The sequence below is a fragment of the Nocardia sp. NPDC006630 genome, from assembly GCF_040611495.1.
Lineage (GTDB): Bacteria > Actinomycetota > Actinomycetes > Mycobacteriales > Mycobacteriaceae > Nocardia.
Window position 1 is genome coordinate 45,430 of sequence record NZ_JBEXOK010000003.1, and the last position, 24,636, is coordinate 70,065.

Here is a 24,636-nt window from a genome sequence, read left to right on the forward strand (position 1 = left end):
GATTGGCTCGAACGGCAAGGTCTGTATGCGGTGCGGAACCTATGCTCGGCTGATGGACAATCGTCTGGACAGCTTCGGTGATGATGCGCTCGGCCGTCACGATGCGGTCGCACTGGCCGAGGCGATCCGCACCGGCGCGACCACGGCCGCGGAATTGGCCGTGGCCGCGGTAGCCCGGGCGCAGCAGGTCGATCCGGCGCTGCATGCGGTGGCCTGTGCGAGCTACGAGGATCCGCGGTACGGCGAGGACAGGGCGGCCGCGCTGTTCGGTGTGCCGACCTTCGTGAAGGACAACACCGATGTGCGCGGCCTGCCGACCAATCACGGCAGTGAGGCGTTCCGCGCGCGGCCCGCGCGCAAGGACGGCGCGTTCACCCGGCAGCTGCTCAGTACCGGGATGACGGTGCTCGGTAAGTCCCGGTTGCCCGAGTTCGGGTTCAGTCCCTCGACGGAGTTCATGACCGAGGAGCCGGTCCACAATCCTTGGGACACCGAGTATTCGGTCGGCGCGTCCTCCGGCGGGTCGGCCGCGCTGGTGGCGGCGGGTGTGGTGCCCATCGCGCACGCCAATGACGGCGGCGGGTCCATTCGGATTCCGGCCGCCTGTGCCGGATTGGTCGGGCTCAAGCCGAGCCGGGGCCGGCATATCGATGGCGAGATGGCGCGCACCATGCCGATCAATATCGTCTCCGAGGGTGTGCTGACCCGCACGGTGCGCGATACCGCCGCCTATCTCGCGGCCATCGAGGACTACCACCGCAATCCGGCGCTGCCGCCGATCGGCACGGTGCTCGGTCCGGCCCGCAGGCGACTGCGCATCGGCCTGGTACTGGATACCACCCTCGGCGAGGGTATCGACGAGCAGACCCGCGCGGCCGTGCTGCACACCGCGACACTGCTGGAGCAGGCCGGGCATCGGGTCGAGCCGATCGCGCTGCCGATCACCGCGCAGTGGGCGCACGATTTTGTCCAACTCTGGTCGCTGCTGGCCGATTTGGCCGCCAGCACCGGCAAACTCACCTTCGATCGCTCCTTCGATTCGAGCAGGCTCGACGGCCTCACGCGCGGGCTGCGGGCTCATCACCGGGCGACGCTGCACCACACACCGGGTGCGCTGTGGCGGCTGCGCAAGACCGCGGACACGGTGGCCGGGATGTTCGCCAAGCACGAGCTGATCCTCGCGCCGGTGCTCACCCATATCACCCCGAAGCTCGGATACCTCAGCCCGACAATCGAATTCGATGAGCTACTACATCGGCTGACGGGCTATGTCGGCTTCACGCCGATCAACAATGTGGCGGGTACCCCGGCGATCTCGCTGCCCATGGGCATGGCGGCCGAGGGGGTGCCGATCGGCGTGCAGCTCTCGGCGGCCTACGGCGATGAGCGCACCCTGATCGAGACCGCGTACGAACTCGAAGCCGCACACCGGTTTCCCACACTGGCGTACTGAGGATCGGCCAGCGCGGCGGTGCGCCGACCGGCCGGAGATCCGCATCCGACCGGCGGTGGTGAACCCACCCCCGCCGGTTCTGGCATGCTCGTGAGAGAAATCGGCCGAGCACAGGGAGATTCGACATGCGGCTCAGTTCATTGCTGGTGTGCGCGTGGCTCATCATCGGGGCGGTGGCGGCCGGGCAGCGTGACTACTTCACGCACGTGAGCAATAACTGCGCCGACTTCGGAACCATCGCGCTGACCGTGCTCGCCGGGCCGCTGAACTACACCGGTCTCAACCCCAAGGTCACCAGCTGCGAGCTGCCGCAACCCAGTCCGTGACCGACGCGCGGAACGCCCCGGGCAACCGCGCGGACACTACCCGGCTTGGCCCGGACAATTCAGGGCACGACCGCCGTGGCTGGATCGACCGGTGCCGCCAGGCGACGACCACCGATCGCCAGCGCCGCGGCGAGCGCCAGTCCGATCACACCGGAAATCAGGAGCGGGAATTGCCCGTTGCCCTGCCACGCCAGCCCGGCCCAGATCCCGGCAATGAGAACCGCACCGCCGGTGAGTCCCTGATACAACCCCTGCGCGCCACTGTGCCGGCCGGGCGGGGCGAGATCGGATACCCAGGCCTTGCCGACTCCATCGGTGGCGGCGGCGAATCCACCGTAGATCGGCAGCACCAGAAACACCCATGCGGGTGAATCGATGAGGCCGAGACCGAGGTATCCGGCGGCGAAGCAGACCAGCCCGAGCGCGAACACCAGGTGGCGCGGAATGCGATCCGACAGTGCGCCGGCCGGATAGGCGAGCCCGGCGTACGCGATGTTGTAGCAGATGTACGCGCAGATCACCCCCGCGGTCGACAAGCCGAGTTCGTATGCGCGCAGCAGCAATAGCGCATCCGCGAAGTTGACCAGTGAGAACGCCGTGAGCACGCCGATGAGTAGGCGCAGCCGCGCCGGCAAGGCCTCCCGCGCCGCCGATCCGGCGACCGGTGGCGGTGAACCCTGTGCCGCCGTGCGGTTTTCGCGCACCGCGGCCACCAGTGCCACCGACAGCACCGCCGGGACAACGGCGATCAGCAGCAGTGGGCGGATGGCATGGTCGAACGCCTCGTAGAGTCCGAGGCCGATCGCGGGACCCAGGACCGCGCCCGCCGTATCGGACGCGCGGTGGAATCCGAAGATCCGGCCCCGGTAGGCGGGGTCGGCGTCCACCATCAGCAGTGCATCGCGCGGCGCACCGCGAATGCCCTTGCCGATCCGGTCCACCCCGCGGCCCGCCAGCACCAGCGGCCAACTGCTCGCGACGGCGACCAGCACCTTTCCCACCGCCGCAAGGCCGTAGCCCGCGGCGATCAACGGGCGCTTGGCATACCGGTCACCGAGCCGCCCGGCGATGATCTTGGTCAGGGCGGCAATGCCTTCGGCCACACCCTCCACCACGCCGACCACCGCCACCGGTGCGCCGAGGGTGACGGTGAGGAAGATCGGCAGGATCGGGTACAGCAGTTCGCTGGCGGTGTCCTGCAGCAAACTCACACCGGACAGCACTCGGACATTGGGTGTGAGCCACTTCGCCCGGCGGGCGGGCGGACTCGGGTCGCGCCGCGGGGCCATGGCGCACGAGTCTGCCACTCCCGCAGCCCGGCCGCCTCATGATCGGCGGCGGCCGGGTGGCGACAGGCTAGGCCGTGGTGTCTCCCGCTCCGTTGTGCACCGGCACGGGAGGTACTGTCACCGGCGGCGATCCGGACACGATCGGGGTGACCGCGGCGGTGGTTTCCCGGGCGAAGAAGGCGCCGATATCGTTCATCGTGCTCATCAGCTGCGCCGGGAACACCACCGTGGTGTTCTTGTCGACGCCGATTTCGATCAGCGTCTGCAGATTGCGCAGTTGCAGGGCGAGGGGGTGCGCCATCATGATGTCGGAGGCGTCACCGAGTGCCGCCGCTGCGAGCGATTCACCCTCGGCCGCAATGATTTTGGCTCTCTTCTCACGCTCGGCCTCGGCCTGCTTGGCCATGGCGCGCTTCATGCTGTCGGGCAGCTGGATGTCCTTGAGCTCGACCAGCGTGACCTCCACACCCCAGTCCAATGTGGTGATGTCGAGGATCTGCCGGATATCGGCATTGATGCTGTCGGTATCGGAGAGCGCCTGGTCGAGGCTGTGTTTGCCGACCACCTTGCGCAGGGTGGTCTGCGCGATCTGATCGATGGCCGAGTACACATTCTCGATCGCGACGACGGATTTCTCCGCGTCCACCACCCGGAAGTAGGCGACCGCGGAGATATCGACGCTGACATTGTCGCGGGTGATGATGCCCTGCGATTGGATCGGCATGGTGACGATGCGCATCGACACCTTCATCAGCCGGTCCAGGATCGGAATGATCAGATTCAGTCCGGGTTCCCGGACGCCGATCACCTTCCCGAGCCGGAAGTGCACACCCCGCTGATACTGGAAGATCACCCGGATCGACATTGCTACCACGATGAGCAGCACGATCACGAGGACCACAACCACCCCGATGACGGCTTTCACGACTTCTCCTCACGAGAATCGAAGGCCGGCCGCCGCTAGAGGTGTCGTAGCTATGGGGATGTATGCACCGCGATTCGCCGGAAGCTATCCCGGCCGACTGCTTTCAGTATGCCCTCACCGCACCCACCGCGCCGTACGGCCGGTCAGGACCGGTCGGTTCGCGGCCGGTGAGCAGGCCGTGGATCTCATCGACCAGGGCCTCGAACCCGGGGGTGCGGCGCTCGCGCGGACGGGTTTGCGGGATGTGGAGCTCGGCGATCACCCGGCCGGGGTCGGAGCCGAGCACCAGGACGCGGTCGGCCAGCAGGACGGCCTCCTCGATATTGTGGGTGACGAGGCAGGCGCATTTGGTGGGGAAGCCGGCGGTGCTCCAGAGGTTCACCAGTTCGGTGCGCAGATTCTCGGCGGTCAGCACGTCCAGGGCGGAGAACGGTTCGTCCAGCAGCAGCAGATCCGGTTCCAGCACCAGGGCGCGCGCGAATCCCACGCGCTGGCGCATACCGCCGGAAAGCTCCTTGGGATAGGCGCTTTCGAAGCCGCCGAGTCCGATCATGTCGATCGCCGACAGGGCGCTGCGGGCTCGTTCGGCCTTGTTGATGCCGCGGGCGGCCAGCCCGAGTTCCACATTCGCCTGCACGGTCAGCCACGGCATCAGCGCGAAGGACTGGAAGACCAGGGCCGCACCGGGATTGGCGCCGTCGAGTTCCCGGCCGCGATAGCGGACCGACCCGCTGCTGGGGGCGATGAGCCCCGCGATGGTGCGCAGCAGTGTCGACTTGCCCGATCCGGAGCGGCCCAGCAGCGCCACGATTTCACCGGCGTGCAGGGTGAGGTGGATATCGTCGAGTACCCGCAGGGTGTCACCGGCCGCGCCGTGGAAGGATTTCCCCACGCCGTCGACCTCGAGCAGTACCTCGCCTGTGGCGGTGGTGGTCATGAAATCTCTCCTCTCACAACGAGTAACGACGTTCGGCCAGCGCGTAGAGCCGCCGCCAGAACAATCGGTTGATGCCGACGACGTAGACGCTCATCACCACGACGCCGACCAGAATGCGCGGCCAGTCGCCCGTGGCGGTGGCGTCCTTGATGTACGCGCCCAGACCCACCGCGGTGAGCGTGGTGCCATGGTAGGCAACAACTTCCGCGACGATGGAGGCGTTCCAGGCCCCGCCGGCCGCGGTGATCGCGCCGGTCACATAGCTGGGGAAGACGGCGGGCAGGATCAGCTTGCGCCACCACAGGATTCGCGGCAGTCGCAGCGTGGCGGCCGCCTCGCGCAGATCATTGGGCACCGTGCTCGCCCCGGCAATGACATTGAACAGGATGTACCACTGCGCGCCGAGCGCCATCAGCAGCGCGCCCGCCCAGTTCAGGCTCGCGCCGGTGGCCACCAGCACCGCGGTCACCAGCGGGAACAGGAAGTTGGCCGGGAAGCTGGCCAGGACCTGCACGATCGGCTGCGCGAACCGGGACACCCTGGGGTTCAACCCGATCCAGACGCCGATCGGCACCCAGATCAGAGTTGCGGCGATCACCAGCACGATCACTCGCAGCAGGGTGACCGCGCCGAGCCAGAAGGCGTGCGCCACTTCGCCGAAGCCGACTGTGGCGTGGATATAGGTGATGATCCGGTAGCAGCCCCAGCCGATGACGCCCAGTATCGCGACCCCGGCGACGATGTCACCGGCGCGGCGGCGACCGGCGGGGACGTGCAGCGGATGCTCAGCAAGGCCGAATACGCGCATGGCCCGGTCGATCGGAGTCACCAGCGGGCCGAGGATGCGGCCCAGCAATTGCGGAATCTCGGAGCGGCGCAACAGATCCAGGGTCAGGCTGCGCGGGGCTTCGGCGGCCTCGGACTCCTCGTAGCGGAAGCGCTCGGCCCACGCCGTCAACGGCCGCCAGAACAGCACGTTGACGCCGATGACCATCGCGATCATCACACCGATCGCGATCAGTACCTTGCCGGTGTCGCCGTGGTCGGTGGCGGTCGCGACATAGGAGCCGATACCGGGCAGCGTGTAGGTGTGGTTGCCGACGCTGATCGCCTCGGAGGCGACCAGGAAGAACCAGCCGCCGCCGAAACTCATCATGGCGTTCCACACCAGCGGCACCATGCCGCCGGGTACATCCACCCGCCAGAACCGTTGCCAGCGGGACAATCTCAGGTTCCGCGCGGCCTCGTCGAGCTCACGCGGCTGCGAGATGAGGCTGTGGTAGAAGGCGAAGGTCATATTCCACGCCTGCGAGGTGAAGATCGCGAAGATGGACGCGCACTCCAGTCCGAGCGACGAGCCGGGGAACAGCGCGATGAACGCGGTCACCGTCACCGACAGGAAGCCCAGGATCGGGACCGACTGCAGGATGTCCAGGAGCGGCAGCAGCACCACCCGGGCACGGCGCAGGCGGGCGGCGGCCGTGGCGAAGGCGAAGGTGAACACGATCGACAGGCCCAGTGCGGCGAACATGCGCAGCAGCGATCGGCCCGCGTAGTACGGCAGTTCCGCGGCATCGGTGGAAACTGTTGCGGTACCGGCATTCTCGTCGAACGGCACATTCATGCCCGCCGATACCCGCACGATCAGCCAGATCAGCACCGCCGCACCGGCGAATACCGCGATATCGGCCGGCCGCGACCGCGGGCGGGCCGGCGCGCCACGGGACGGGTACGAACGCAACGTCCTCATGACGCAGTACTCCCAGAGCTCGGGCGCCCGACTCCGGGCGGCGAGCTAGCGCGCGCGGCAGCGCGCGGAGTACCGGCCGGAGTGGTCGCCTGATGAATGATTCGTGCAACGGCGTATATCGCTACCGTCTGACAGGTGACCCACCTCCTTCACTCCTCGTATGCCGTGGCACTGCGCGAACCCGGTGCGGGACGCCGTGCGATCGGAGTTAACACGCACGCTCTCGGCGGCCGCAACTCAGCAGGGCGCCGTTGACGGTTTCCTAACAGAACCTCACGGCGACAACGGATCACGCGGCGGCGCGAGCGCGGCGAGGATATCGCCGTGGATGCGGTCGGCGATCGCCTCGAGCGGCCAGCCGGAATCGATTCGGATCTCGGCGGCGAATCCCAGGGGCTGCCAGCCGTGATACCACTGCGCCAGCATGCTGGGCGGCACCTCCGCGGCCAGTGGGCGGCCGGCATGGCGGAGGAGCGTTTCCTCCAGGGTGAGGTCGAAGGCGTACAGCAGACTGTGCGCCGCGGCGGCGGCCAAGCGCTCGAGCATCGCTCCGTAGCGATTCGTGTCGAGGATCCCCTCGACGATCACCACCAGGCCGCGCGTCAGGGCGAACAGTGCGATGTGCTCGATCAATTCGACATTGAGACGCCCTTCCGCCTCGGGCTCCCAGGTCATCTGGCGGCGCACCACATCCTGCGGCACCACCACACAGCTGCTGCGCGCCATGCGGTGCTGCACAATGCCGGCGGTGGTGGATTTGCCCGAGCCGGAATTGCCGCGAATCACCACCAGCACACCGGAACGGACGCATGCGGCGGCATCGGTGGTCATCGTGATCACCGTAGTGCCACCGGATTCAGGAGCGGACAGGCAGGATGCGACCGTCGGCGGTGTGGACGTGGATCAGTGGATGTTCACCGGTCGGGGTGCGCACCAGTGCGAACGCCAAACCGTTCGGTGCGATCGGCGCGGTGTAACTGTCGATGGTCGAAATGACGGTCAGAGTCGTCGCATCGGCCGCTGCGGTGCCCAGGACCGCGGACCAATTTCCCTCCGCGCCGGCGTGTGGGACGCGCGAGCGACTCATCCGCAGCAGCGGCCGATGTTCGGCCGTTCGGGCCGGGCGCGCCCGGGATGTCGGCCGGGGGGTGCCGGCGACGAACGAGGGCGCGACCCACTCGCCGTCCTGGTTCGCGACGATGACGATCACGCGGAAGTCGCGGCTCTCCAGCAACACCGCGGCGGCGCCTTCATCGTGCTCGATCATGGCGACGGGCTGGAATTGCTGGTCCAGGGCGGCGAGACGGGCTTGCGCCGCGGTGAGTGCGGGATGGGACGGAACGGGATTCATGGGGTAACCCCCTTCGGGCCGGGACGCCGGAGGGCCGAACCATAAATTCTAGGCACGCTCGCGGAGTGCTGCCAGTTGTGTGCCGGGACCGAAACAAACACGCGGCAGCCCGGATTCGCGCGGCCCGGCGCGCCGCTACTCGATCACACGGTCTTGATCGCGCCGCCGTCGATGACGTAGTCCGCGCCGTGAATGGCCGCCGCGAGCGGTGAGGCGAGATAGGTGACCAGGGCGGCGATGTGCCGGGGCTGCGCGAATTCGCCTGTGGTGACGCCCATCTCGCGAGGGATATCGCGCAGCAGCTGCGCCTGGGTGACGCCGCGGGCGGCCGCGAATTTGGCGCCGGTGCCGCCGGGACCGGTCCACTGCTCGGTGAGCACCGGGCCGGGGGAAATGGTGTTGACCCGGACGCCGCGCGGGCCGAACTCCTCGGCGAGACCTTTGCTGAAGGTGCTCACCGCACCCTTGGCGGCGGCGTAGGTGAGCGGGGAGGTATGCGGAATGCGGGCGGTGATCGAGGAGAAATTGACTATCCCGCCGCCGCGTGCGAGGAGCGCCGGCAAGGCCGCGCGCGAGGTGCGGACCATGCTGAAGAAGTTGAGTTCGAACATCTCGGCCCACTGCTGATCGGTGGATTCCAGGAAGGTCGCCGGCAGGTCGTGGTCGCCGCCGCCACCGAGGTTGTTGACCAGCAGGTCGATCCCGCCCAGGGCGGCGGTGGCCTGCGCGATGAACTCGGCCGGGCCGTCCGGGGTGGTGAGATCGGCGGTGATCACCTCCGCGCCGGTGCGCTTCAGCTCATCGGTCGCGGTGCGCGCGCCCGCGGCCACGCGGACGCCCTGGGCGACGAGCTCTTCCACGATCGCCAGGCCGATGCCGCGGCTCGCGCCGGTCACGACGGCGGTGGTGCCCTGCAGTTCCAAATCCATGAGTGCTTCCGTTCGGTAGTTTCGCTGACGGTTCGACCGTACGAAGATCTTCTAACTGTTGCAATGTTAGAAAGAACTCATACAATCGAATAGTGACCGTTTATCACCCCGACCTGGATCGACTCGCGGTCGAAGATGTCCTGGCCGCGCTGGGCAACCCGGTGCGGATGCTGATCGTGCGCGAACTCGCCGCGTCCGAGCAGGCGCGCACCTGCGGGAGCCTGCCGCTGTCGGTCACCAAACCCACCGCCACCCATCACTGGCGGGTGCTGCGCGAATCCGGTATCACCCGGGAGCGGCGGGAGGGGCGGACCAAATTGGTCGAGCTGCGCACGGAAGAACTGCAGCAGCGATTCCCCGGACTGCTCGATGCCGTACTCGGCGCGGCACCGGCCATCGGCTCGCCGCAGACCGAATCGGCCTGATCGCCGGCTGCCGGCGCCCGCGAGTCCGCTATCGGCGGAAGGCCGAAAGGAATTGCCAGATCACCTGAGTGGCGTCGAACTGATGGCTGACCGGGCCGACGACGGCTTTCGGAAGGTACTGCGGACCACCCGGCCAGGTGTGGCCGCCGCCGGTGACCGAGTACAGCTCGACCGCGCTTCCCGAAGCGCACGTGGATGTTTCGACACTGACCGAAGTCCCGTCAGCGGACTGCTGCGGGAGGGCCGTCGTCGCTACCGGATCACAGGCATCACGGGTACGCCAGAAATTCTGGGTGTCGGCAACCGAGAGCACCGGACTGCTGCCCCGGCCGCCATGGTTGCCCGAGGTGACGCGAACCGGGCCGCCGCCGTAGGGGACGATGGGGTCGGCGGTGCCGTGCATCTCCAGGACCGCAAGGGGATGGGCTGGGGTGCAGTCGTTTTCGTCGGCGGCCGGGAGCGGGCCCGCCACCGGGGCGATGGCGGCCAGCTTGCCGGAGAGGCGACAGCCCAGATCCTCGATGAACATGGCGCCATTGGAGATTCCGGTGGCATAGACCCGGCCGGGGTCGACGCCGTCGTCCGCGACGAGGTGGTCGATCAGGGCCGAGACGAATCCGACGTCATCGACGCCCGCCGCTCCCGCCCTGGTGTCGCCGCCGCGGCCGTCGTTCCAGGACTTGCCGGTTCCGGCTGGATAGACCGCGAGGAAGCCCTGGGCATCGGCGAGAGTGTCGAAATGTGTTGAGGTCACCATGGATTCGGGGGTTCCACCGCCACCGTGGAAGATCAGCACCACCGGCAGCGCTCCGGCCGGGGACTCGGCGGGGCGGTGGATCAGGTAGTGCCGCGACGTACCACCCGATTGCAGCGTCATGGTGTCATCGCCCGAGGCCCGCGCGGAGGCGGGCCGGCAACCGGCCGCCGCCAGCGCGAGCGCACCGCAGAATGCCGTGACGAGGATTCGCTGCGACGTGCTCGTGCCCATGCACCGGACGGTACCCAGCCAACCTGTAGGTCAGCTGTAGATGCCGGCGCGGGCATACGCCGAGAGTGAACCGGATACGCGCAGCGGATGATTCATGGTCACAATGGCGTGGATGCGCTCGCAGTACGCCAGGAGGGTTCAACCGATGAGTGAAGTGCTTCTGACTCCGCCCGATGCGACGGAGGTGCGGCTGGTGGCCCGCGGTGTGGCGACCGCCGCGCAGGGTGAGCAGGGACTCACGCCGCTGCAGCAGTTGCTCATTCCAGCGCTGTTCCTGTCGCTGACCGGGCATGCGGTGGAGTTGGCGGAGCTCGAGCCCATCACCCCGCAGGAGTACGCGGCCGGGCTGACCCGGCGCAACCGGATCTTCCGGGAGCGGGTCATTCAGACCATGCTGCTGGCGGCGCTGGTGGTGCGGCCGCTGCCGGCCAGTGTCGCGGACAAGCTGCAGCAGTTCGCGGATGCGCTGGGCGTGGACGACGATATGATCTCCGTCGCGCGCAAATACGCTGAGGGGGCGGAAGATCTTGCGGCGGTGGATTTCTCCCGCAACGGCTATCTGGGCGCGATCGACACCACGCGCTTGCACGCCCTGCACACCAGCGAGCTGGACAGCTCCTGGAGCGCCGTCGTCGACGATCCGGCACTGGCCGGGCGCTGGGCGCAGCTGCGTGAGCTGCCCATGGGCACCCTCGGGCGCGGGGTGGCCGACTTCTACCGCGATCGCGGCTTCGTCACCCCGGGCCTGCCCGGGTCCGCGCCGCCGCTGCTGGCCCAGCACGACTGGGTGCATGTGCTCGCCGGATACGGCACCACCCTGGAGAACGAGATCGAGGTGTTCGCCTTCATGGCGCGCGCCAATGACGATCCGCGCGCCTTCAGCCTGCTCGCCATGGTCATCTCCCTGTTCGAGACCGGGTATCTGCGTTCCGGCGCAGGGCTTTTCGAAGCGGACGCGGGCCATCTGCAGGCCACCGGCATGGCGGGGCGTCTCGGTGACGCCCTGCGCCGCGGCGCCCTCACCACCGGCAGCCACGATTTCCTCGACCTGGACTGGTTCACTCTCGCCGATCGCCCGATCACCTTGATACGCAAGGAAATCGGCCTGGTGCCCAAGTCCGCCGCGGCCCTGAGTTCCGGCTCGGTGGGCCCCTGGCAGCCCGGCGGAATCACGCCCTACCAACTCAATTCCGCGCGCACCAGCGCCCAGGCCGAGGACCGCGACTACATCCCCTGGACCCCCGACCCGGCCCGCGATTGATCCCGCCCTGCGCGCGAGGCCTGCTCCAGGAATCAGACGGCCCTGCGGCGGCCTCGGTGAGCACGGGGCCCGCGGCCGTCTCGGTGAGCACGGGGCCCATCCGGACGGAGCCGGGTCCGGCAATGCACGGCACGATCTCCCCGCCGTCGATGCCCGGCGTGGCGAGGAGTGGATCAGGCGGAGCCGAGTAGGTCGAGCATGCCGGAAACCGCTGCGGGCCAGGTGAATTGCTCGGCTCGGGTGCGGGCGGCCTGGCGGCGTTGCAGCAGGGGGCGGGACAGGACGTCGGTGACCGCGCGGGCGAAGGCGTTCGGGTGATCGGCGGCTACGGCGCCGCAGTCGGCGGTCACGATATCGGCGAGGGCCGAGGAGCGGCTGGCGACGACGGGAGTGCCCGCGGCGAGTGCTTCCAGGGCGGCGAGGCCGAAGGTTTCGTGGGGGCCGGGGGCCAGGGAGACGTCGGCGGTGGCCAGCAGGGTGGCCAATTCGGTTCTGTCGGTGATGAATCCGGTGAAATGTACGGCGGGAAGGCCGTCGTGCAGCGGCGGAATGGTGCGGGCGCGGCGCTCGAGGGCTTCGCGGCGCGGGCCTTCACCGGCCACGACGAGGCGGGCGTTCACGCCCTCGCGGCGCAGTCGGCCGAGGGCTTCGATGCTGCGGTCGACGCGCTTCTCCACCGAGAGGCGGCCGCAGTGCACCAGCAGGGCGTGATCGTCCGCACCGAGGTCGGTGCGCAGGCGGTGGTCGTGGCGGTCGGGGGTGAACATGTCCAGGTCGACGCCGAGCGGTACCAGCTCCACATTCGGGACGTCGATGCGCTGAAACTCCGCACGGGCGAATTCCGTTGTGCAGACGACGATGTCGTAGTTCTGGGCGGTGCGGCGATTGGCGGCGTCGGCGGCCCGGCGGGCTGCCGGGCCCGGCAGCACCTGGCCCAGGAGGCGATCGAGGCGTTCGTGGGAGATCATCACCCCCGCCACATCGCGGCGGCGCGCCCAGTTGCCGAAACCGCGCAGTGTCAATCGATCCGACACCTCCAGCACATCGGGGCGCAGTCCGGCCAGCACATCGGCCACCCGCCGGGGATGGGCCGCGCGATAGCCGCCGGTCCACGGAATCGCGGGCGCGGGCACGGTGATTCGCAGTACCCCCGAGGGCAGCAACTCCTCGCCCCGGCGCGGACCGGGGACGATCAGCACCACCTCGTGTCCGGCGGCGACGTATCCCGCGCCGAGGTGATGCAGTGCGGTGCGCAGCCCCCCGGAGCGCGGACCGTAGAAGTTCGCAAGCTGCACGATGCGCACTCGCTGATCGTGCAGGGCACCGGGTTACCTGCGGGACCTGACGCACCAACGCCGTATGAACTCCAGCGGAAGAAGCCGCAACCCGAAAGCCCGGCGCCACCGACCGTTCGCCCGGCCGGACCCCCAGCGCAATGCGACAGCGCGACACAAGGTGGTCGGCGCGGCCGTCCGTCCGGCCTGACACCGGCGTATCCCACATGAGGGGTCCGCATCCGCTGAGGACCGCGCGCATGGGCCGGGACGCGCGCACCGCCGTCGTCGATTTCGAGCATCGCGTGTTCGGCGCCACCGGGCTCTCTATCCCGGACGGTTCGGTGGTACCGACCTCGCTCGGGGTCAACCCGCAGGTCACCACCATGGCCATGGCACTGCGGGCGACCGAGGCAATCGGGGCCGAGCTGCGGTGAACAACAGCACAATCCGGACTGGCGCGGTGCAGGCGATCTTGGTACACCTTGGTACACGAAAACCGGAGTGATCCGGGTCATTCGGGGAACAGGGGACGCATCATGGAAGCCAGAGCCGAACTCGAGCGGGAACTGGGTGGGCCACTGGCTGCGCTCGATCTGCTCTCGGAAGCCGAAACCGCCGATCTGCTGCAGGTTTTCCGGCAAGCGCAGCGCACCGAGACCTCCGATATGGTCGAGGCCGTCGACAAGACCGTCAGCGCGCTGCCGTGGCCCCTGAGCACCGCGGCCAAGAAGATCATGTTCGGGAACAAGCTCGGATGAGCGATCTGGTCACCCGGGCGCAGCTCACGCTGCTGTCGCGGACGCTGCATGTGCCCGTGGAGCGGCTCGAGCATCTCGAGAAGCTGGGTGCGCAGCACCTGCACGAACTGCAGGAGCGCATGGCGAAAGTGATCTTCGCTCAGCACAATGCGACATTCTCGCGACTGAGCATGCTGGTGCCGGTCATTCCGCTGAGCATTTCGCTGCCGCTGGTGCAGCGCATCGTTCCGCCGATGATCGCGGGGCGCGCCGCCGGCGCGATCGGTGTCGATCATCCGCGCAAGGCCGCCGAGGCGGTCGGCATGCTCAAACCCTCGTACGCTGCCGACGGTGCGCCGTACCTGGATCCGCACACCGTGGGGCAGCTCGCGGAGGTGGCGCCGCCGGGACCGGTAGTCGCGATCGTGAACGAAATGCTGCGGCGCAAGGACTATGTGACCGCCGGGCCGTTCCTCGCCTATGCCACACCGGAATTGATCCGGGCGGTGGAGCAGGGCACCGACGACGATGAGGGATTGATCCGCTCGGCGGCGTATGCCTACTCCAGCGAAAGCATCAGCATGGTGGTGCGGCTGCTGCTCGACGGGCTCGGACAGCGGATTCCACGGCTGGTGCAGACCATGATCAACGGTTCCACCGAACTGCAACTCGCCGCGCTGTCGGTGTTCTCGCGCTGCGAACGCGATGTGATCGCGGGTATCGGCGACATCCTGTTCGATACCGGGTCCGCCCAGGAGATCGGCGCGCTGGTGCGTGCCTTCGTCACCGCCGGTGCGATGCCGGAGACGCTGCGGTTCATCGGCGAGTTCAGCCCGGCCGCGCTGGATCTGCTCGCCGCCAATCCCGTGATCGGTGAACCGGAGACGATCGATGCCGTGGCGGCCGTGATCGACGGCAATACCGAGCCGGTGGTGTGGCGGGGGCTGCTGGAATTGGCCGAACGCGTCGATCCGGTGATCGCGCGCCGCCTCGGCGGGAAGGTGTCGCGGTTCGACAGCGGGGTGCTGGCGCAGGTGCCCGGCGTGCTGACCGCCGCGCACCTGTGGCCACCGCTGCTGCGCGTGCTGGCGGTCGCCGAGCCCGACGCACAGTCGCGGATCGGGGAAGCGTGGTCGGGGCTGCCCGATGCGGAGCGACAGCAGATGTTGCAGCGCATTGCGGATCTGGGCCTGGGCGAACAACTTTCGGCGTTGATGGCGACCTTGCAGATCACGCACTGAGGGCAACGCCGCAACACTCCCGAGCGAGCACGCGGGACATGCTGGTACTCAGCGCAATTCCTCGACCGTGCGCGCGAACGCGGCCGCACCGTGGCCCGCGCTGACCTGGCGATTCACTAGTGCGGCAAGTGGATCGAGCAGGACCGGGTCGATGCCCGCATCCTGCGTGGCGCGCACGATGGCATCCAGGCCCGACTTCTGGAACGCCAGATCCTGCACCTCGGTGACATAGTCGCCGGAGTCGATCGCGCGGGCGTATCCCGGCAGGCCGTGCACCATCGCGGTCAGCCAGGGGACCGCGCGCTCGGCGAATCGGGTCGCGGTGATTCCGGCGGAACCGGCCATGGCCGCGCCGTGGAAGAAGCCGCCGAACATCTGGTACATGTTCGCCAGCAGTGCGAAATCCCAGAGCGCGGCCAGACCGGGATCCGGGCCGACATAGTCTGCGGCGCCGAGCAGTTCGAGCGTGGCACGGTGTGCATGCAAGACCTCGGGGGAGCCGCTGTAGAGGATCGACGAGCCGGGATTGCCGATCATGGGCGGTACGGCCATGATGCCGCCGTCCAGGAATTCGATGCCGTGCGCGGTGGCCCAACCCGCCAGCTCCCGGGATTGCTCGGGGCTGGTGCTGGTCAGGTTGATCCAGTCGCGGCCCGCAAGATCGGCGGCGACCGGATCCAGGGTGTCGTGCACCGACGCGTGATCGAGCAGCACGGTGAGGAGCAGCCCTTTGCCACCGGCCGCCGCGGCCACCGATTCGGCCCGGATTGCACCGGCTGCCACCAGCTCTCGGTCCTTGCCCGCGCTGCGATTCCATACCGTGGTCGGCACACCCGCCCGCACGAACGCGGCGGCCAGCGCCCGGCCCATCGCCCCGAGCCCGAGCACAGTGACGGGAGTGTCGTGAACGTTCGTCATAACGGAGACTCCTTCGATTCGGCGCTGCCCACATCGGCGCGCTGGAATCGAGGCTGCCCGCCGTGGCGTTGGGCAACAAGTACGCACTATTTTCTCCGACACTGACCGAAAGGTGTGTCTCCAGCTAGCGAGGACGGGCAATGGGCGCAAAGAGATACGGGCCATACTTCTGCGGCATCGACGCCGCCATGGACGTGGTCGGCGGCAAATGGAAATCCCTCATCCTCTGGGAACTGCACGAACACGGCACCCGCCGCTTCGGCGAACTGCACCGCTCCCTCCCCGGAGTCTCCGAGAAAATGCTCAACCAGCAACTGCGCGAACTGGCCGAAGACGGCATCGTCCACCGCGAACTGCACCCCGAAATCCCACCCCGCGTGGAGTACTCCCTCACCGAAGAGGGCGCCGCCCTCAACACCGCCCTCACCCCACTCGGCGCCTGGGGCACCCGCCGCATCACCCGCATCAACGCACCCCGAGTCCACACCTGAGTGCGGGCCGGCGACGACTTCACCGAGAGGGCTCTGACGGTGGGGTTCGGCGGCGTGTCGCCTCCATCAGAGCCCTCTCGGCGTTCTGGAGTCACGTGCTGGGGGTTGGTGGGTGGCGGCGCGTGGTGGCTGGGCTCAGCGCTCGAAGATCGGCGCAGGATGACATATTCGCGCTGTGAGGGTGGTTTTTGACCGCTCAGGCCGGGGCTTCAGTTGGCGGCGGGCAGTGGGGTGCCGAACCAGCGGGTGAGGGCTTGGGGGAGGCCGTCGAGGGTGGCGGTGTCGGTGGCCCAGGCGACTATGGCGTCGGGGCGGAGGAGCAGGGCCGAGAGTTCGCGGGGTTGAGCTGGTTTGGCGGTGACGACGGTGAGGCGGTCGGGCCAGCGGGCGGCGATCTCGCGGAGTTCGGCGGAGTCGGTCAGGTCCAGGAGGATGCCGGTGCCGGTGGCGAAGTGCTCGCTCAGGCGGGTGCCGTCGGTGAGTTCGATATCGGGGGTGGCCGCGCCGGTGAGGGGGTGGGAGTCGCCGAGGTCGTAGCGGTGCAGGATGCCGGAGATCTTCTTGAAGATCGTGGTGGCGGCATCGGGGGTGGTCAGGAGTTCGGCGGTGACGGCGCGCAGGGCGCGGCTGCGCGGGTCGGTGCGCATGAGGGCGATCTGTGCACGGGTCCAGTCCAAGACCCAGGCGCCGATGGGATGGCGCTCGGTGGTGTAGGTGTCGAGCAGGCCGGTGTCGGCCCAGCCGCGCACGACGCCCGCCAGTTTCCAGCCGAGGTTGACCGCGTCGCCGACGCCCAGGTTCAGGCCCTGGCCGCCGAAGGGGGAGTGCACGTGGGCGGCATCGCCTGCCAGCAGGACGCGGCCTTTACGGTAGTTCGGGACCTGGCGGGTGTTGTCGGTGAAGCGAGTTGCCGAGCGCACCTTGGTAATACGGACATCCACGCCGGTGACGCGCCGGAAACTGCCTTCGAGTTCTTCGGCCGTCACCGGGGTGACGCGGTCGGCGGGCGGGCCGTCGAGTTCGACGGTCAGGAAGCGGCCGGGCATCGGGCCGTAGACGTAGATGCCGGTGGGGGTGGTGTGCCAGCCGGGCTGCACCTGCTCGGCGCCGGTCATCTCCACGATCGCCTGGCGTCCGGTGATCTCCGGATCGAGGCCGGGGAAGTCGAATCCGGCGAGTTTGCGGACCGTGCTGCGCCCGCCGTCGCAGCCGACGAGCCAGCCGGCGCGCACGATCCGGGCGCCGCAGTCGACGGTGACGCCGATGCCGTCATCGGCGAAACCCGTCACCTCCACCCCGCGCCGCACCTGCACACCCAGCTCCGCAGCGCGGCGCGCGAGGATGGCCTCGATGCCCTGCTGGGAGATGAACCAGTTCTCGGCGGCCGGACCGAGGTCGGCGAAGACCGGATCCTCGAAGTCGATAATGCTGGTATCGAGCATGAGCCCGGCGAAATGCCCGGCCGCACGCTGGTTTCCGGCCGCCGGAGCCGCCAGCCCCGCGTCGCGGCGGAATGCCGCGAACTGCGCCATTGTGGCCTGCTGCTGTGCCTGCAGATCGGGCAGCAATCCGCGGCGGGCGAGCGCCTGCGCGGTGGGCACATTGATGGCGCCCGCCTTGACGGTCTGATCGGGTTCGGACAGCCGTTCCACCACGAGCACATCCACCCCGGCCAACCGCAATTCGCACGCCAGCATCAGCCCGACCGGTCCGGCTCCCACTACCACCACATCATGTGTCTCGTTCATGAGAACCACTGTGCCGAGCAGCGATTACCTGCCACTTGCGCTGCCTTGCACGCCGCTTGCGCCCCGCCGCGCCAACCTTGCACGCCTACCGCGCAGGTGTACGACGCCCGCGCCGCCGGCTCGGTTTCCGGTGCCGGCCGCGCCCGGACGGGGTGTCAGTTCCAGCCGCGGGAATCCTGTTTCAGGGCGGTGTCGATGGCCAGGCCGGAGGCGACGACCATCGACAGCAGGGGCTGGGGGAGTTGGTGGTGGATTTGCACGACGTAGTTGTCGGCGGTGGTGAACATGTTCTTGAGCAGGCCCTCCCAGGTTTTGGTGATGCGGGCGACCTCTTGGCCGGTGTGGTCGTGGATGGCGAAATTCCAGGCGCGCCAGTTCTCGGCGCGAATGCCGCCGATTTGCTGACCATTCACCACAAAGGAGAAATTGATCTTGCCGAGCATGTTCTCCTGGATGATCTCACCGATGGGGGCGCCGTTGCCGTGCTCGATCAGGAAGCGCGATTTGAGAATCTTGGCCGGGCGGGTGACACGCAACAGGGTCTGGCCGTGGCCGTCACGGATCTCCAGTTTGTGCGTCATGAACTGGTCGTAGCTGGACATGAAGCGCACGGCCTTCTTGAGCGCGCTCTGCCCGACCTCCACCACCGCGCCGATCTGGCGGCCGTTCTGGTCGAAAACGCTGTACTCATTGGCCATTTCGATGAGCTTGACCTTCTGGTTCACCACCAGAATCGGCTCGGTGAACACGGTGCCGCCGCCCGCCTGCGCGGCGTTCACCCCGGCCTGCTGCTGCACCTGGCGCTGGATATCGGCGGGATTGTTCGCCGCGCCGACTTCCAGCTCCCACGGGTGCGCATCGCTGCGCTGCGGATACTGCTGCTGCTGACCCTGCGGTTGCTGACCGTACTGCGGTTGGCCCTGCTGTTGCTGGCCGTACTGCTGCTGCCCTTGCGGCTGCTGGGGAACCTGCGGTTGCTGCGGCTTCGCCGGATGCTGCTGCGGCTGGGTGTGATTCGTCCATTGGCTGCCGTCCCACCACCGCAGGACGGCAGAACCTGGACTCTCGGGGTACCAACCCGGGGGATGACTCATGGCCGCATCCTAACGAGCTACTGAGAGTCTGCACCTTTTGCCTTTTTCGCCGCATCTGCCCGCCTATGATGAGCGGTCGAATACGGGGAGTCCGGACCACGGGCTCCGAGGACGGGGAAAGCATGTCTGCCACAGTCGAATTCGCCTATGGCGGAACGTCGCCGACCCGGGCGGGCCTATGACCGATCTGGTGACCCGCGCACAGCTGGTACTCCTGGCAAGGACCCTGCACGTCCCGGTCGAACGGCTCGCACATCTGGAACGCCTGGGTGCCTCCCGGCTGCACGAACTGCAGCAGCGCATGTCCGGCGCGCTCTTCGACCAGCACACACCGGTTTTCGAACGCATCAGCACACTGGTGCCGATCATTCCGCTGAGCATTTCCATCCCCATCGTGCAGCGCATGGTGCCGCCCACCATGACCGGGCGCGCGGCGGGCGCGGTCGGCGTGCAGCATCCGGGCAAGGCCGTGGACGCGCTGCTGCGGTTGAGCATCACCTACGCGGCCGACTGCGCGCCCTATCTGGATCCGCGCACCGTCGGCCAGCTCGCCGGGGACGCCCCGACCACACCGGTCATCGAGATCGTGAACGAACTGCTGCGCCGGCGCGACTACGTCACCGCCGGGCCGTTCCTCGCCTATGCCACACCCGAATTGGTGCTCGCGGTCGAGGAGGGCGTTCCCGATGACGAGGGCCTGATCCACTCGGCCGCATACGCCTACTCCGGTGAGAGCATCAGTGCCATAGTGCGGCAACTGCTCTCAGGTCCCGGCCACCGCGTTCCGAAACTGCTGGGCACCGTGCTCAACGGATCCAAGGAGCTGCGGCTGGCGGCGCTGTCGGTCTTCGCCCGCTGCGCGCCCGATGTCGTCGAGGCGGTCGGTGACATCCTGTTCGAGGTCGCGCCGCCCTCGGCCATCGCCGATCTGCTCACCACCTTCCTGGCCGCCGACGCCACCGACGATCTGCTGCGCTTCGCCGGTCAGCTCAGCCCGTCCGCCCTGACCCGGCTGGCCTTCAACCCGGTGATCGGCGAGAGCGCCGAAGCCCTGATCGCCGCGGTCGACGGCAGCAGCGAACTGGCCCTGTGGCGCGGTGTGCTGGAACCACTGGCCCGCACCCCCGCCGAAGTACGCCGCCGCGCCGGCACCCGCCTGGCCCGGCTGGACCCCTCGACCCTGATCATGCTGCCCGCCATCGCCCAGGCCGCCCGCCTGTGGGCGCCGCTGCTGTGGGTGCTGGCCGCCACCGATGTCGACGTGCAGGCCCACCTCGGCGAACTCTGGGCCACCTCCACCCGCCTCGAACCGGAGATCCTGGAACGGCGCATCGCCGACCAGAGCCTCGACTCCCTGCTGGCCACCCTCACCATGACCCTGCGCGTGCTGCGCTGACCCCGAACACGGCCCGCGGAAACACGACCGGCCCGGTCGACACCACATCGGCGGTCGAACCGATCCACGGCCCGCGGCGCCGTAGCGTGCGGCGATACCGGGCGGAAACCCTTGTGCGAAGGATGATTCGAATTCGCGTGGGCGGGGCTCACCTGCGCGGGCGACACTGCGGCGCGACGGCACCCGGGGGCGGGGCGGCGGCGAGGTGGTAGGAAAGGGACGTGTCCGAAACTGGCGAACCTCGTACGTCCCGCGCCGTCTCCGAGGTGGTGGACCTGGTCAGCACGCTGATCCGGTTCGATACCTCCAATACCGGCGAACTCGAGACCACCAAGGGTGAGCGCGAATGCGCGCAATGGGTGGCCGATCAACTGCATCAGGCCGGGTACACCACCGAGTATGTGGAGTCCGGCGCGGACGGGCGCGGCAATGTGTTCGCGCGCCTGAAGGGTGCGGATTCGAGCCGTGGCGCGCTGATGATGCACGGGCATCTGGATGTGGTGCCCGCCGAGGCCGGCGACTGGAGTGTGCACCCGTTCTCCGGCGCCGTCCAGGACGGCTACGTCTGGGGCCGCGGCGCGGTCGATATGAAGGATATGGTCGGCATGATGCTGGCCGTGGCCCGGCAGTTCAAGATCGAGGGCACGGTGCCGCCGCGCGATATCGTCTTCGCCTTCCTGGCCGATGAGGAGAACGGCGGCCGCTGGGGTTCGCAGTGGCTGGTGGACAATCGGCCCGATCTGTTCGACGGCATCACCGAGGCGGTCGGCGAGGTCGGCGGGTTCTCGCTGACCGTGCCGCGCCCGGACGGCACCGAGCGGCGGCTGTACCTGGTCGAGACCGCGGAGAAGGGGCTGGGCTGGATGCGGTTGCGCGCCAAGGCGCGTGCCGGGCACGGCTCGTTCCTGCACGAGGACAATGCCGTCACGATTCTGGCGCAGGCGGTGGCGCGCCTGGGCACGCACACCTTCCCGCTCGTGGTGTCCGATTCGGTGGCCGAATTCCTGGCCGCCGTCACCGAGGAGTCCGGACTGCAGTTCGATCCGGCCAGCCCGGATATCGAAGGGCAGCTGGCGAAGCTGGGCACCATCTCCCGCATCATCGGCGCCACCCTGCGCGATACCGCCAATCCGACCATGCTGCAGGCCGGATACAAGGCCAATGTGATTCCGCAGACCGCCGAGGCCGTCATCGACTGCCGCGTGGTGCCGGGCCGGCAGGCCGAATTCGAGAAGGAGGTCGACGCGCTCATCGGCCCCGATGTCGAGCGCGAGTGGATCACCAAACTCGACTCGTACGAAACGACGTTCGACGGGCACCTGGTCGATGCCATGAACGCCGCCATCCTCGCGCACGATCCGGACGGGCGCACCGTGCCCTACATGCTTTCCGGCGGCACCGACGCGAAAGCCTTCGCGCGGATAGGGATTCGCTGCTTCGGTTTCGCACCGCTGCAGCTGCCCCCGGAGCTGGACTTCACCGCCCTGTTCCACGGCGTCGACGAGCGGGTTCCGGTGGCATCGCTGGAATTCGGGGCGAGCGTGCTGGAACACTTCCTGCTGAACTGCTGAGCCGGCCTGCTAAGCCGACCTTTTCGAGAGGACATCGCGTGCCCGACTACTCCTATAACCCCTACGCCCCGCTGCCGCAGCTGCCCGAGTTCACCCTGACCTCGAGCGATATCACCGAGGGGCAGCCGCTGCACCTGGATCAGGTCAGCGCGCTCGGCGGCGCGGGTGGCAAGGATATTTCCCCGCAGCTGAGCTGGTCCGGATTCCCCGCGGAGACACAGAGTTTCACCGTCACCGTCTTCGACCCGGACGCCCCGACCGCCTCGGGTTTCTGGCACTGGGTGGTGGCCAATATCCCCGTCACCACCACCAGCCTCGAGACCGGCCAGGGCAGCAAGGGCGGCGCCCTGCCCGCGGGCGCGGTCGTGCTGCGCAATGACGCGGGCCTGCACGAGTACACCGGCGCCTTCCCGCCCGCCGGGCACGGACCGCACCGCTACTTCGTGGTCGTGCACGCGGTCGGCGTGGACAAACTCGAGGTCGACGAGAGCGCCTCGCCCGCCTACCTGGGCTTCAACCTGTTCCTCAATGCCATCGGCCGCGCCACCCTGATCGGCACGCACGAGCAGAAGTAGAGTTCGCGTCCGTGGATCCCGGCCGAAAGCATGCCGGGGCGACGGGCGTCTCGATATGACTGTGGCCCTGGACAATTGGTCCAGGGCCACAGTCATATCCGGTGCCGATCAGGCAGTGCCGATCAGGACAGGTTCACCACATTGTCCGGGGCGGGGGTGGTGTAGAGCGCGGCGATCTCGGCCGCGTACTTGCTGGTGATCGGGTTGCGCTTGAGCTTGAGGGTCGGGGTCAGCTCGTCACCGCCGGGCTCCCAGCCCTGATCGATGAGGATGAAGCGCTTGATCTGTTCCACGCGGGCGAGTTTCGTATTGGCCGCGGCCACCGCGGCCTTCACCTCGGCGATGATCTCCGGGCGGGCCGAGAGCGTCTTCAGATCGGCCTCCGGGATGCCCAGCGCCTTGGCGCGCACCGCGGCGGTATCGGGGTCGAGCACGATGAGCGCGGCGATGTACGGCTTGGCCTCACCGATCGCCACCACCTGGCCGACCAGCGAGGACGCCGAGGTCACGGTGTTCTCGATATTGGTGGGCGAGAGGTTCTTTCCCGCCTCGGTGATGATGAGTTCCTTCTTGCGATCGACGATGGTGACGTACCCGTCGCCGTCGATGGTCGCCACATCACCGGTGTGCAGCCAGCCGTCGCCGTCGATGGCCTCCTTGGTCTTCTCCGGCATCTTGCGGTACCCGTGGGTGACGATATCGCCGCGCAGCAGCAGTTCGCCGTCCTCGCCGAGGCGGATCTCGGTGCCCTGCAGCGGGATTCCGACGGTGCCGGGCTTGGGCTTGTTCATCGGGGTGTAGGTGCCGACCCCGGAGGTCTCCGACATGCCCCACACCTCGGTGACCACGAACCCGAGCCCGAGCATGTACTCGAGGGTCTCCGGCGGAATGGCCGCCGCACCCGAGGCCGCGACCTTCAGTTCACCGAAACCCAAGGCCTCCCGCAGTTTCGACAGCACCAGGGCGTCGGCGAGCTTGTGCTGCACATCCAGCAGCAGCCCGCGCCCGTTGCCGGACAGGTCGGCGCGCGCGGCACTGATGCCGACGCCGATGGCCCAGTTCGCCAGCGCCTTCTTCACCGGGCTGGGCTCGGTGGCGAGCTTGGCGTCGATACCGGCCTTGATCTTCTGCCACACCCGCGGCACGCCGAAGAAGGCGGTGGGGCGGGCATCGGGCAGGGCGGCGGCGATTTCGCGCGGGTCCGGCACGCAGGTCATCTGCACACCGGTGAACAGATTGGCGCAGTGCCCGGAAATGCGGTCTGCCACATGGGCGGCCGGCAGATACGACACCGAACGGTCGTCGAGGCCGACCGTCAGCGGGCCCGAGACCAGTCCCACGATCTGCGCGACCACATTGCGATGGGTCAGCTCCACACCCTTGGACGGGCCGGTGGTGCCGGAGGTGTAGATGAGCGTGGCGACATCGTCGGCCTTGACCGCCTGCCACGCGGCATCGAAGTCGAAATCGGCGGCGGGCGCGGCCTCCACCTCGGCGAGGGTGAGGGTGCCCGCGGCCGAGCCCTCGACCAGCACGATGTGCTCGAGTTCCACACCCGCACCGCGCACGGCGTCCAGGAATGCCGGTTCGGTGATCACGATCTTGTTCTCGGCATTGGTGAACAGATGCGCGATCTGCTCGGCCGAGGAGGTGTTGTAGATCGAGAACGGGGTCGCGCCCAGATGCAGGGCAGCGGTGTCGACCAGATTGAACTCGGGACGGTTGGTCAGCATGATGCCCACGGTGTCGCCCTGTGTGACCCCGATTCCGGCCAGCCCCGCCGCAATGCTGCGCACGTGCTGCCCGTATTCGCGCCAGGTGATCTCCCGGGTGCCGCCGACGGTGCGGATCGCGACCTGCTCCGGACGCAGCGTCAGCGTCTGCTGGAACGCCGCCGGAATCGTGAAGACCGTTTTGCCCGATTTGTGCGGATAGCCGATGTCTGTCGTCATAA

General features: G+C 68.1%; 24 protein-coding genes. 11 read left to right on the forward strand and 13 right to left on the reverse strand.

Annotated elements, in window-relative coordinates; translation table 11 throughout:
• The first annotated feature begins 52 nt into the window (after window positions 1–52).
• Both ABZX86_RS08385 and ABZX86_RS08390 read left to right on the forward strand, forming a co-directional pair.
• Window positions 53–1,453 carry an amidase gene (locus tag ABZX86_RS08385; protein ID WP_355121396.1) on the forward strand — a complete coding sequence of 467 codons (1,401 nt, stop codon included), beginning with the start codon at window positions 53–55 and terminating at the stop codon, window positions 1,451–1,453.
• Between the two features lie 125 nt (window positions 1,454–1,578).
• Entirely contained in the window at window positions 1,579–1,779 is a 201-nt protein-coding gene (locus ABZX86_RS08390; protein WP_355121398.1) for a hypothetical protein, read from the forward strand.
• A 59-nt stretch (window positions 1,780–1,838) separates the two neighbouring features.
• Here ABZX86_RS08390 and ABZX86_RS08395 read toward each other — a convergent pair whose 3' ends face one another.
• The 7 genes from ABZX86_RS08395 to ABZX86_RS08425 all read right to left on the reverse strand — a co-directional run bounded on the left by ABZX86_RS08395 (window position 1,839) and on the right by ABZX86_RS08425 (window position 8,960).
• Window positions 1,839–3,068 (reverse strand): MFS transporter, encoded by a 1,230-nt coding sequence (locus ABZX86_RS08395; protein WP_355121400.1) that lies wholly within the window; start codon window positions 3,066–3,068, stop codon window positions 1,839–1,841.
• A gap of 67 nt (window positions 3,069–3,135) precedes the next feature.
• The gene (locus ABZX86_RS08400) at window positions 3,136–3,993 is read right to left on the reverse strand and encodes an SPFH domain-containing protein (RefSeq protein WP_355121402.1); all 858 of its coding nucleotides are present in this window, start codon (window positions 3,991–3,993) and stop codon (window positions 3,136–3,138) included.
• A 103-nt stretch (window positions 3,994–4,096) separates the two neighbouring features.
• On the reverse strand, window positions 4,097–4,930 hold the full coding sequence (locus ABZX86_RS08405; protein ID WP_355121404.1) for an ABC transporter ATP-binding protein: 834 nt from the start codon (window positions 4,928–4,930) through the stop codon (window positions 4,097–4,099).
• A 13-nt stretch (window positions 4,931–4,943) separates the two neighbouring features.
• Window positions 4,944–6,680 (reverse strand): ABC transporter permease subunit, encoded by a 1,737-nt coding sequence (locus ABZX86_RS08410; protein WP_355121406.1) that lies wholly within the window; start codon window positions 6,678–6,680, stop codon window positions 4,944–4,946.
• A gap of 273 nt (window positions 6,681–6,953) precedes the next feature.
• Window positions 6,954–7,511: an AAA family ATPase gene (locus tag ABZX86_RS08415; protein WP_355121408.1), complete on the reverse strand. Its 558-nt coding sequence runs from the start codon at window positions 7,509–7,511 to the stop codon at window positions 6,954–6,956.
• A 25-nt stretch (window positions 7,512–7,536) separates the two neighbouring features.
• A complete protein-coding gene (locus ABZX86_RS08420; protein ID WP_355121410.1) occupies window positions 7,537–8,031 on the reverse strand; it encodes a hypothetical protein in 495 nt (164 codons plus the stop codon).
• 143 nt (window positions 8,032–8,174) lie between these two features.
• Window positions 8,175–8,960 (reverse strand): SDR family oxidoreductase, encoded by a 786-nt coding sequence (locus ABZX86_RS08425; protein ID WP_355121412.1) that lies wholly within the window; start codon window positions 8,958–8,960, stop codon window positions 8,175–8,177.
• A gap of 92 nt (window positions 8,961–9,052) precedes the next feature.
• Here ABZX86_RS08425 and ABZX86_RS08430 point away from each other — a divergent pair, with 92 nt between their 5' ends.
• Complete coding sequence (locus ABZX86_RS08430; RefSeq protein WP_355121414.1) at window positions 9,053–9,385, forward strand: helix-turn-helix domain-containing protein; 333 nt, start codon at window positions 9,053–9,055, stop codon at window positions 9,383–9,385.
• Between the two features lie 28 nt (window positions 9,386–9,413).
• Here the strand turns inward: ABZX86_RS08430 and ABZX86_RS08435 are convergent, their stop codons facing one another.
• Window positions 9,414–10,373, reverse strand: a complete 960-nt coding sequence (locus ABZX86_RS08435) for a PHB depolymerase family esterase (protein WP_355121416.1) — start codon at window positions 10,371–10,373, stop codon at window positions 9,414–9,416.
• 145 nt (window positions 10,374–10,518) lie between these two features.
• Between ABZX86_RS08435 and ABZX86_RS08440 the strand changes: the two genes are divergently transcribed.
• On the forward strand, window positions 10,519–11,634 hold the full coding sequence (locus ABZX86_RS08440; RefSeq protein WP_355121418.1) for a hypothetical protein: 1,116 nt from the start codon (window positions 10,519–10,521) through the stop codon (window positions 11,632–11,634).
• Window positions 11,635–11,807: 173 nt separating this feature from the next.
• Here ABZX86_RS08440 and ABZX86_RS08445 read toward each other — a convergent pair whose 3' ends face one another.
• Entirely contained in the window at window positions 11,808–12,938 is a 1,131-nt protein-coding gene (locus ABZX86_RS08445) for a glycosyltransferase (RefSeq protein ID WP_355121420.1), read from the reverse strand.
• Between the two features lie 197 nt (window positions 12,939–13,135).
• Between ABZX86_RS08445 and ABZX86_RS08450 the strand changes: the two genes are divergently transcribed.
• The 3 genes from ABZX86_RS08450 to ABZX86_RS08460 all read left to right on the forward strand — a co-directional run bounded on the left by ABZX86_RS08450 (window position 13,136) and on the right by ABZX86_RS08460 (window position 14,889).
• A complete protein-coding gene (locus tag ABZX86_RS08450) occupies window positions 13,136–13,345 on the forward strand; it encodes a GMC oxidoreductase (protein ID WP_355121422.1) in 210 nt (69 codons plus the stop codon).
• A gap of 102 nt (window positions 13,346–13,447) precedes the next feature.
• Window positions 13,448–13,669, forward strand: a complete 222-nt coding sequence (locus ABZX86_RS08455; RefSeq protein WP_327139593.1) for a hypothetical protein — start codon at window positions 13,448–13,450, stop codon at window positions 13,667–13,669.
• Window positions 13,666–14,889: a hypothetical protein gene (locus ABZX86_RS08460; RefSeq protein ID WP_355121424.1), complete on the forward strand. Its 1,224-nt coding sequence runs from the start codon at window positions 13,666–13,668 to the stop codon at window positions 14,887–14,889. The genes ABZX86_RS08455 and ABZX86_RS08460 overlap by 4 nt, the downstream gene beginning before the upstream one ends.
• 48 nt (window positions 14,890–14,937) lie before the next feature.
• Here ABZX86_RS08460 and ABZX86_RS08465 read toward each other — a convergent pair whose 3' ends face one another.
• A complete protein-coding gene (locus ABZX86_RS08465) occupies window positions 14,938–15,807 on the reverse strand; it encodes an NAD(P)-binding domain-containing protein (protein ID WP_355121426.1) in 870 nt (289 codons plus the stop codon).
• A 140-nt stretch (window positions 15,808–15,947) separates the two neighbouring features.
• On the opposite strand from ABZX86_RS08465, the gene ABZX86_RS08470 reads away from it, so the two are divergent.
• On the forward strand, window positions 15,948–16,298 hold the full coding sequence (locus tag ABZX86_RS08470; RefSeq protein ID WP_355121428.1) for a helix-turn-helix domain-containing protein: 351 nt from the start codon (window positions 15,948–15,950) through the stop codon (window positions 16,296–16,298).
• A gap of 209 nt (window positions 16,299–16,507) precedes the next feature.
• On the opposite strand, the gene ABZX86_RS08475 is transcribed toward ABZX86_RS08470, so the two are convergent.
• Both ABZX86_RS08475 and ABZX86_RS08480 read right to left on the reverse strand, forming a co-directional pair.
• Complete coding sequence (locus tag ABZX86_RS08475; protein ID WP_355121430.1) at window positions 16,508–18,046, reverse strand: FAD-dependent oxidoreductase; 1,539 nt, start codon at window positions 18,044–18,046, stop codon at window positions 16,508–16,510.
• A gap of 155 nt (window positions 18,047–18,201) precedes the next feature.
• A complete protein-coding gene (locus ABZX86_RS08480) occupies window positions 18,202–19,140 on the reverse strand; it encodes a phospholipid scramblase-related protein (protein WP_355121432.1) in 939 nt (312 codons plus the stop codon).
• A 178-nt stretch (window positions 19,141–19,318) separates the two neighbouring features.
• Between ABZX86_RS08480 and ABZX86_RS08485 the strand changes: the two genes are divergently transcribed.
• From ABZX86_RS08485 to ABZX86_RS08495, 3 genes are all read left to right on the forward strand, one after another.
• A complete protein-coding gene (locus ABZX86_RS08485; RefSeq protein WP_355121434.1) occupies window positions 19,319–20,536 on the forward strand; it encodes a hypothetical protein in 1,218 nt (405 codons plus the stop codon).
• A gap of 221 nt (window positions 20,537–20,757) precedes the next feature.
• Window positions 20,758–22,107 (forward strand): M20/M25/M40 family metallo-hydrolase, encoded by a 1,350-nt coding sequence (locus ABZX86_RS08490; RefSeq protein WP_355121436.1) that lies wholly within the window; start codon window positions 20,758–20,760, stop codon window positions 22,105–22,107.
• A 38-nt stretch (window positions 22,108–22,145) separates the two neighbouring features.
• The gene (locus ABZX86_RS08495; protein ID WP_355121438.1) at window positions 22,146–22,682 is read left to right on the forward strand and encodes a YbhB/YbcL family Raf kinase inhibitor-like protein; all 537 of its coding nucleotides are present in this window, start codon (window positions 22,146–22,148) and stop codon (window positions 22,680–22,682) included.
• Between the two features lie 122 nt (window positions 22,683–22,804).
• Here the strand turns inward: ABZX86_RS08495 and ABZX86_RS08500 are convergent, their stop codons facing one another.
• On the reverse strand, window positions 22,805–24,634 hold the full coding sequence (locus ABZX86_RS08500) for a long-chain fatty acid--CoA ligase (protein WP_355121440.1): 1,830 nt from the start codon (window positions 24,632–24,634) through the stop codon (window positions 22,805–22,807).
• Window positions 24,635–24,636: the final 2 nt, after the last annotated feature.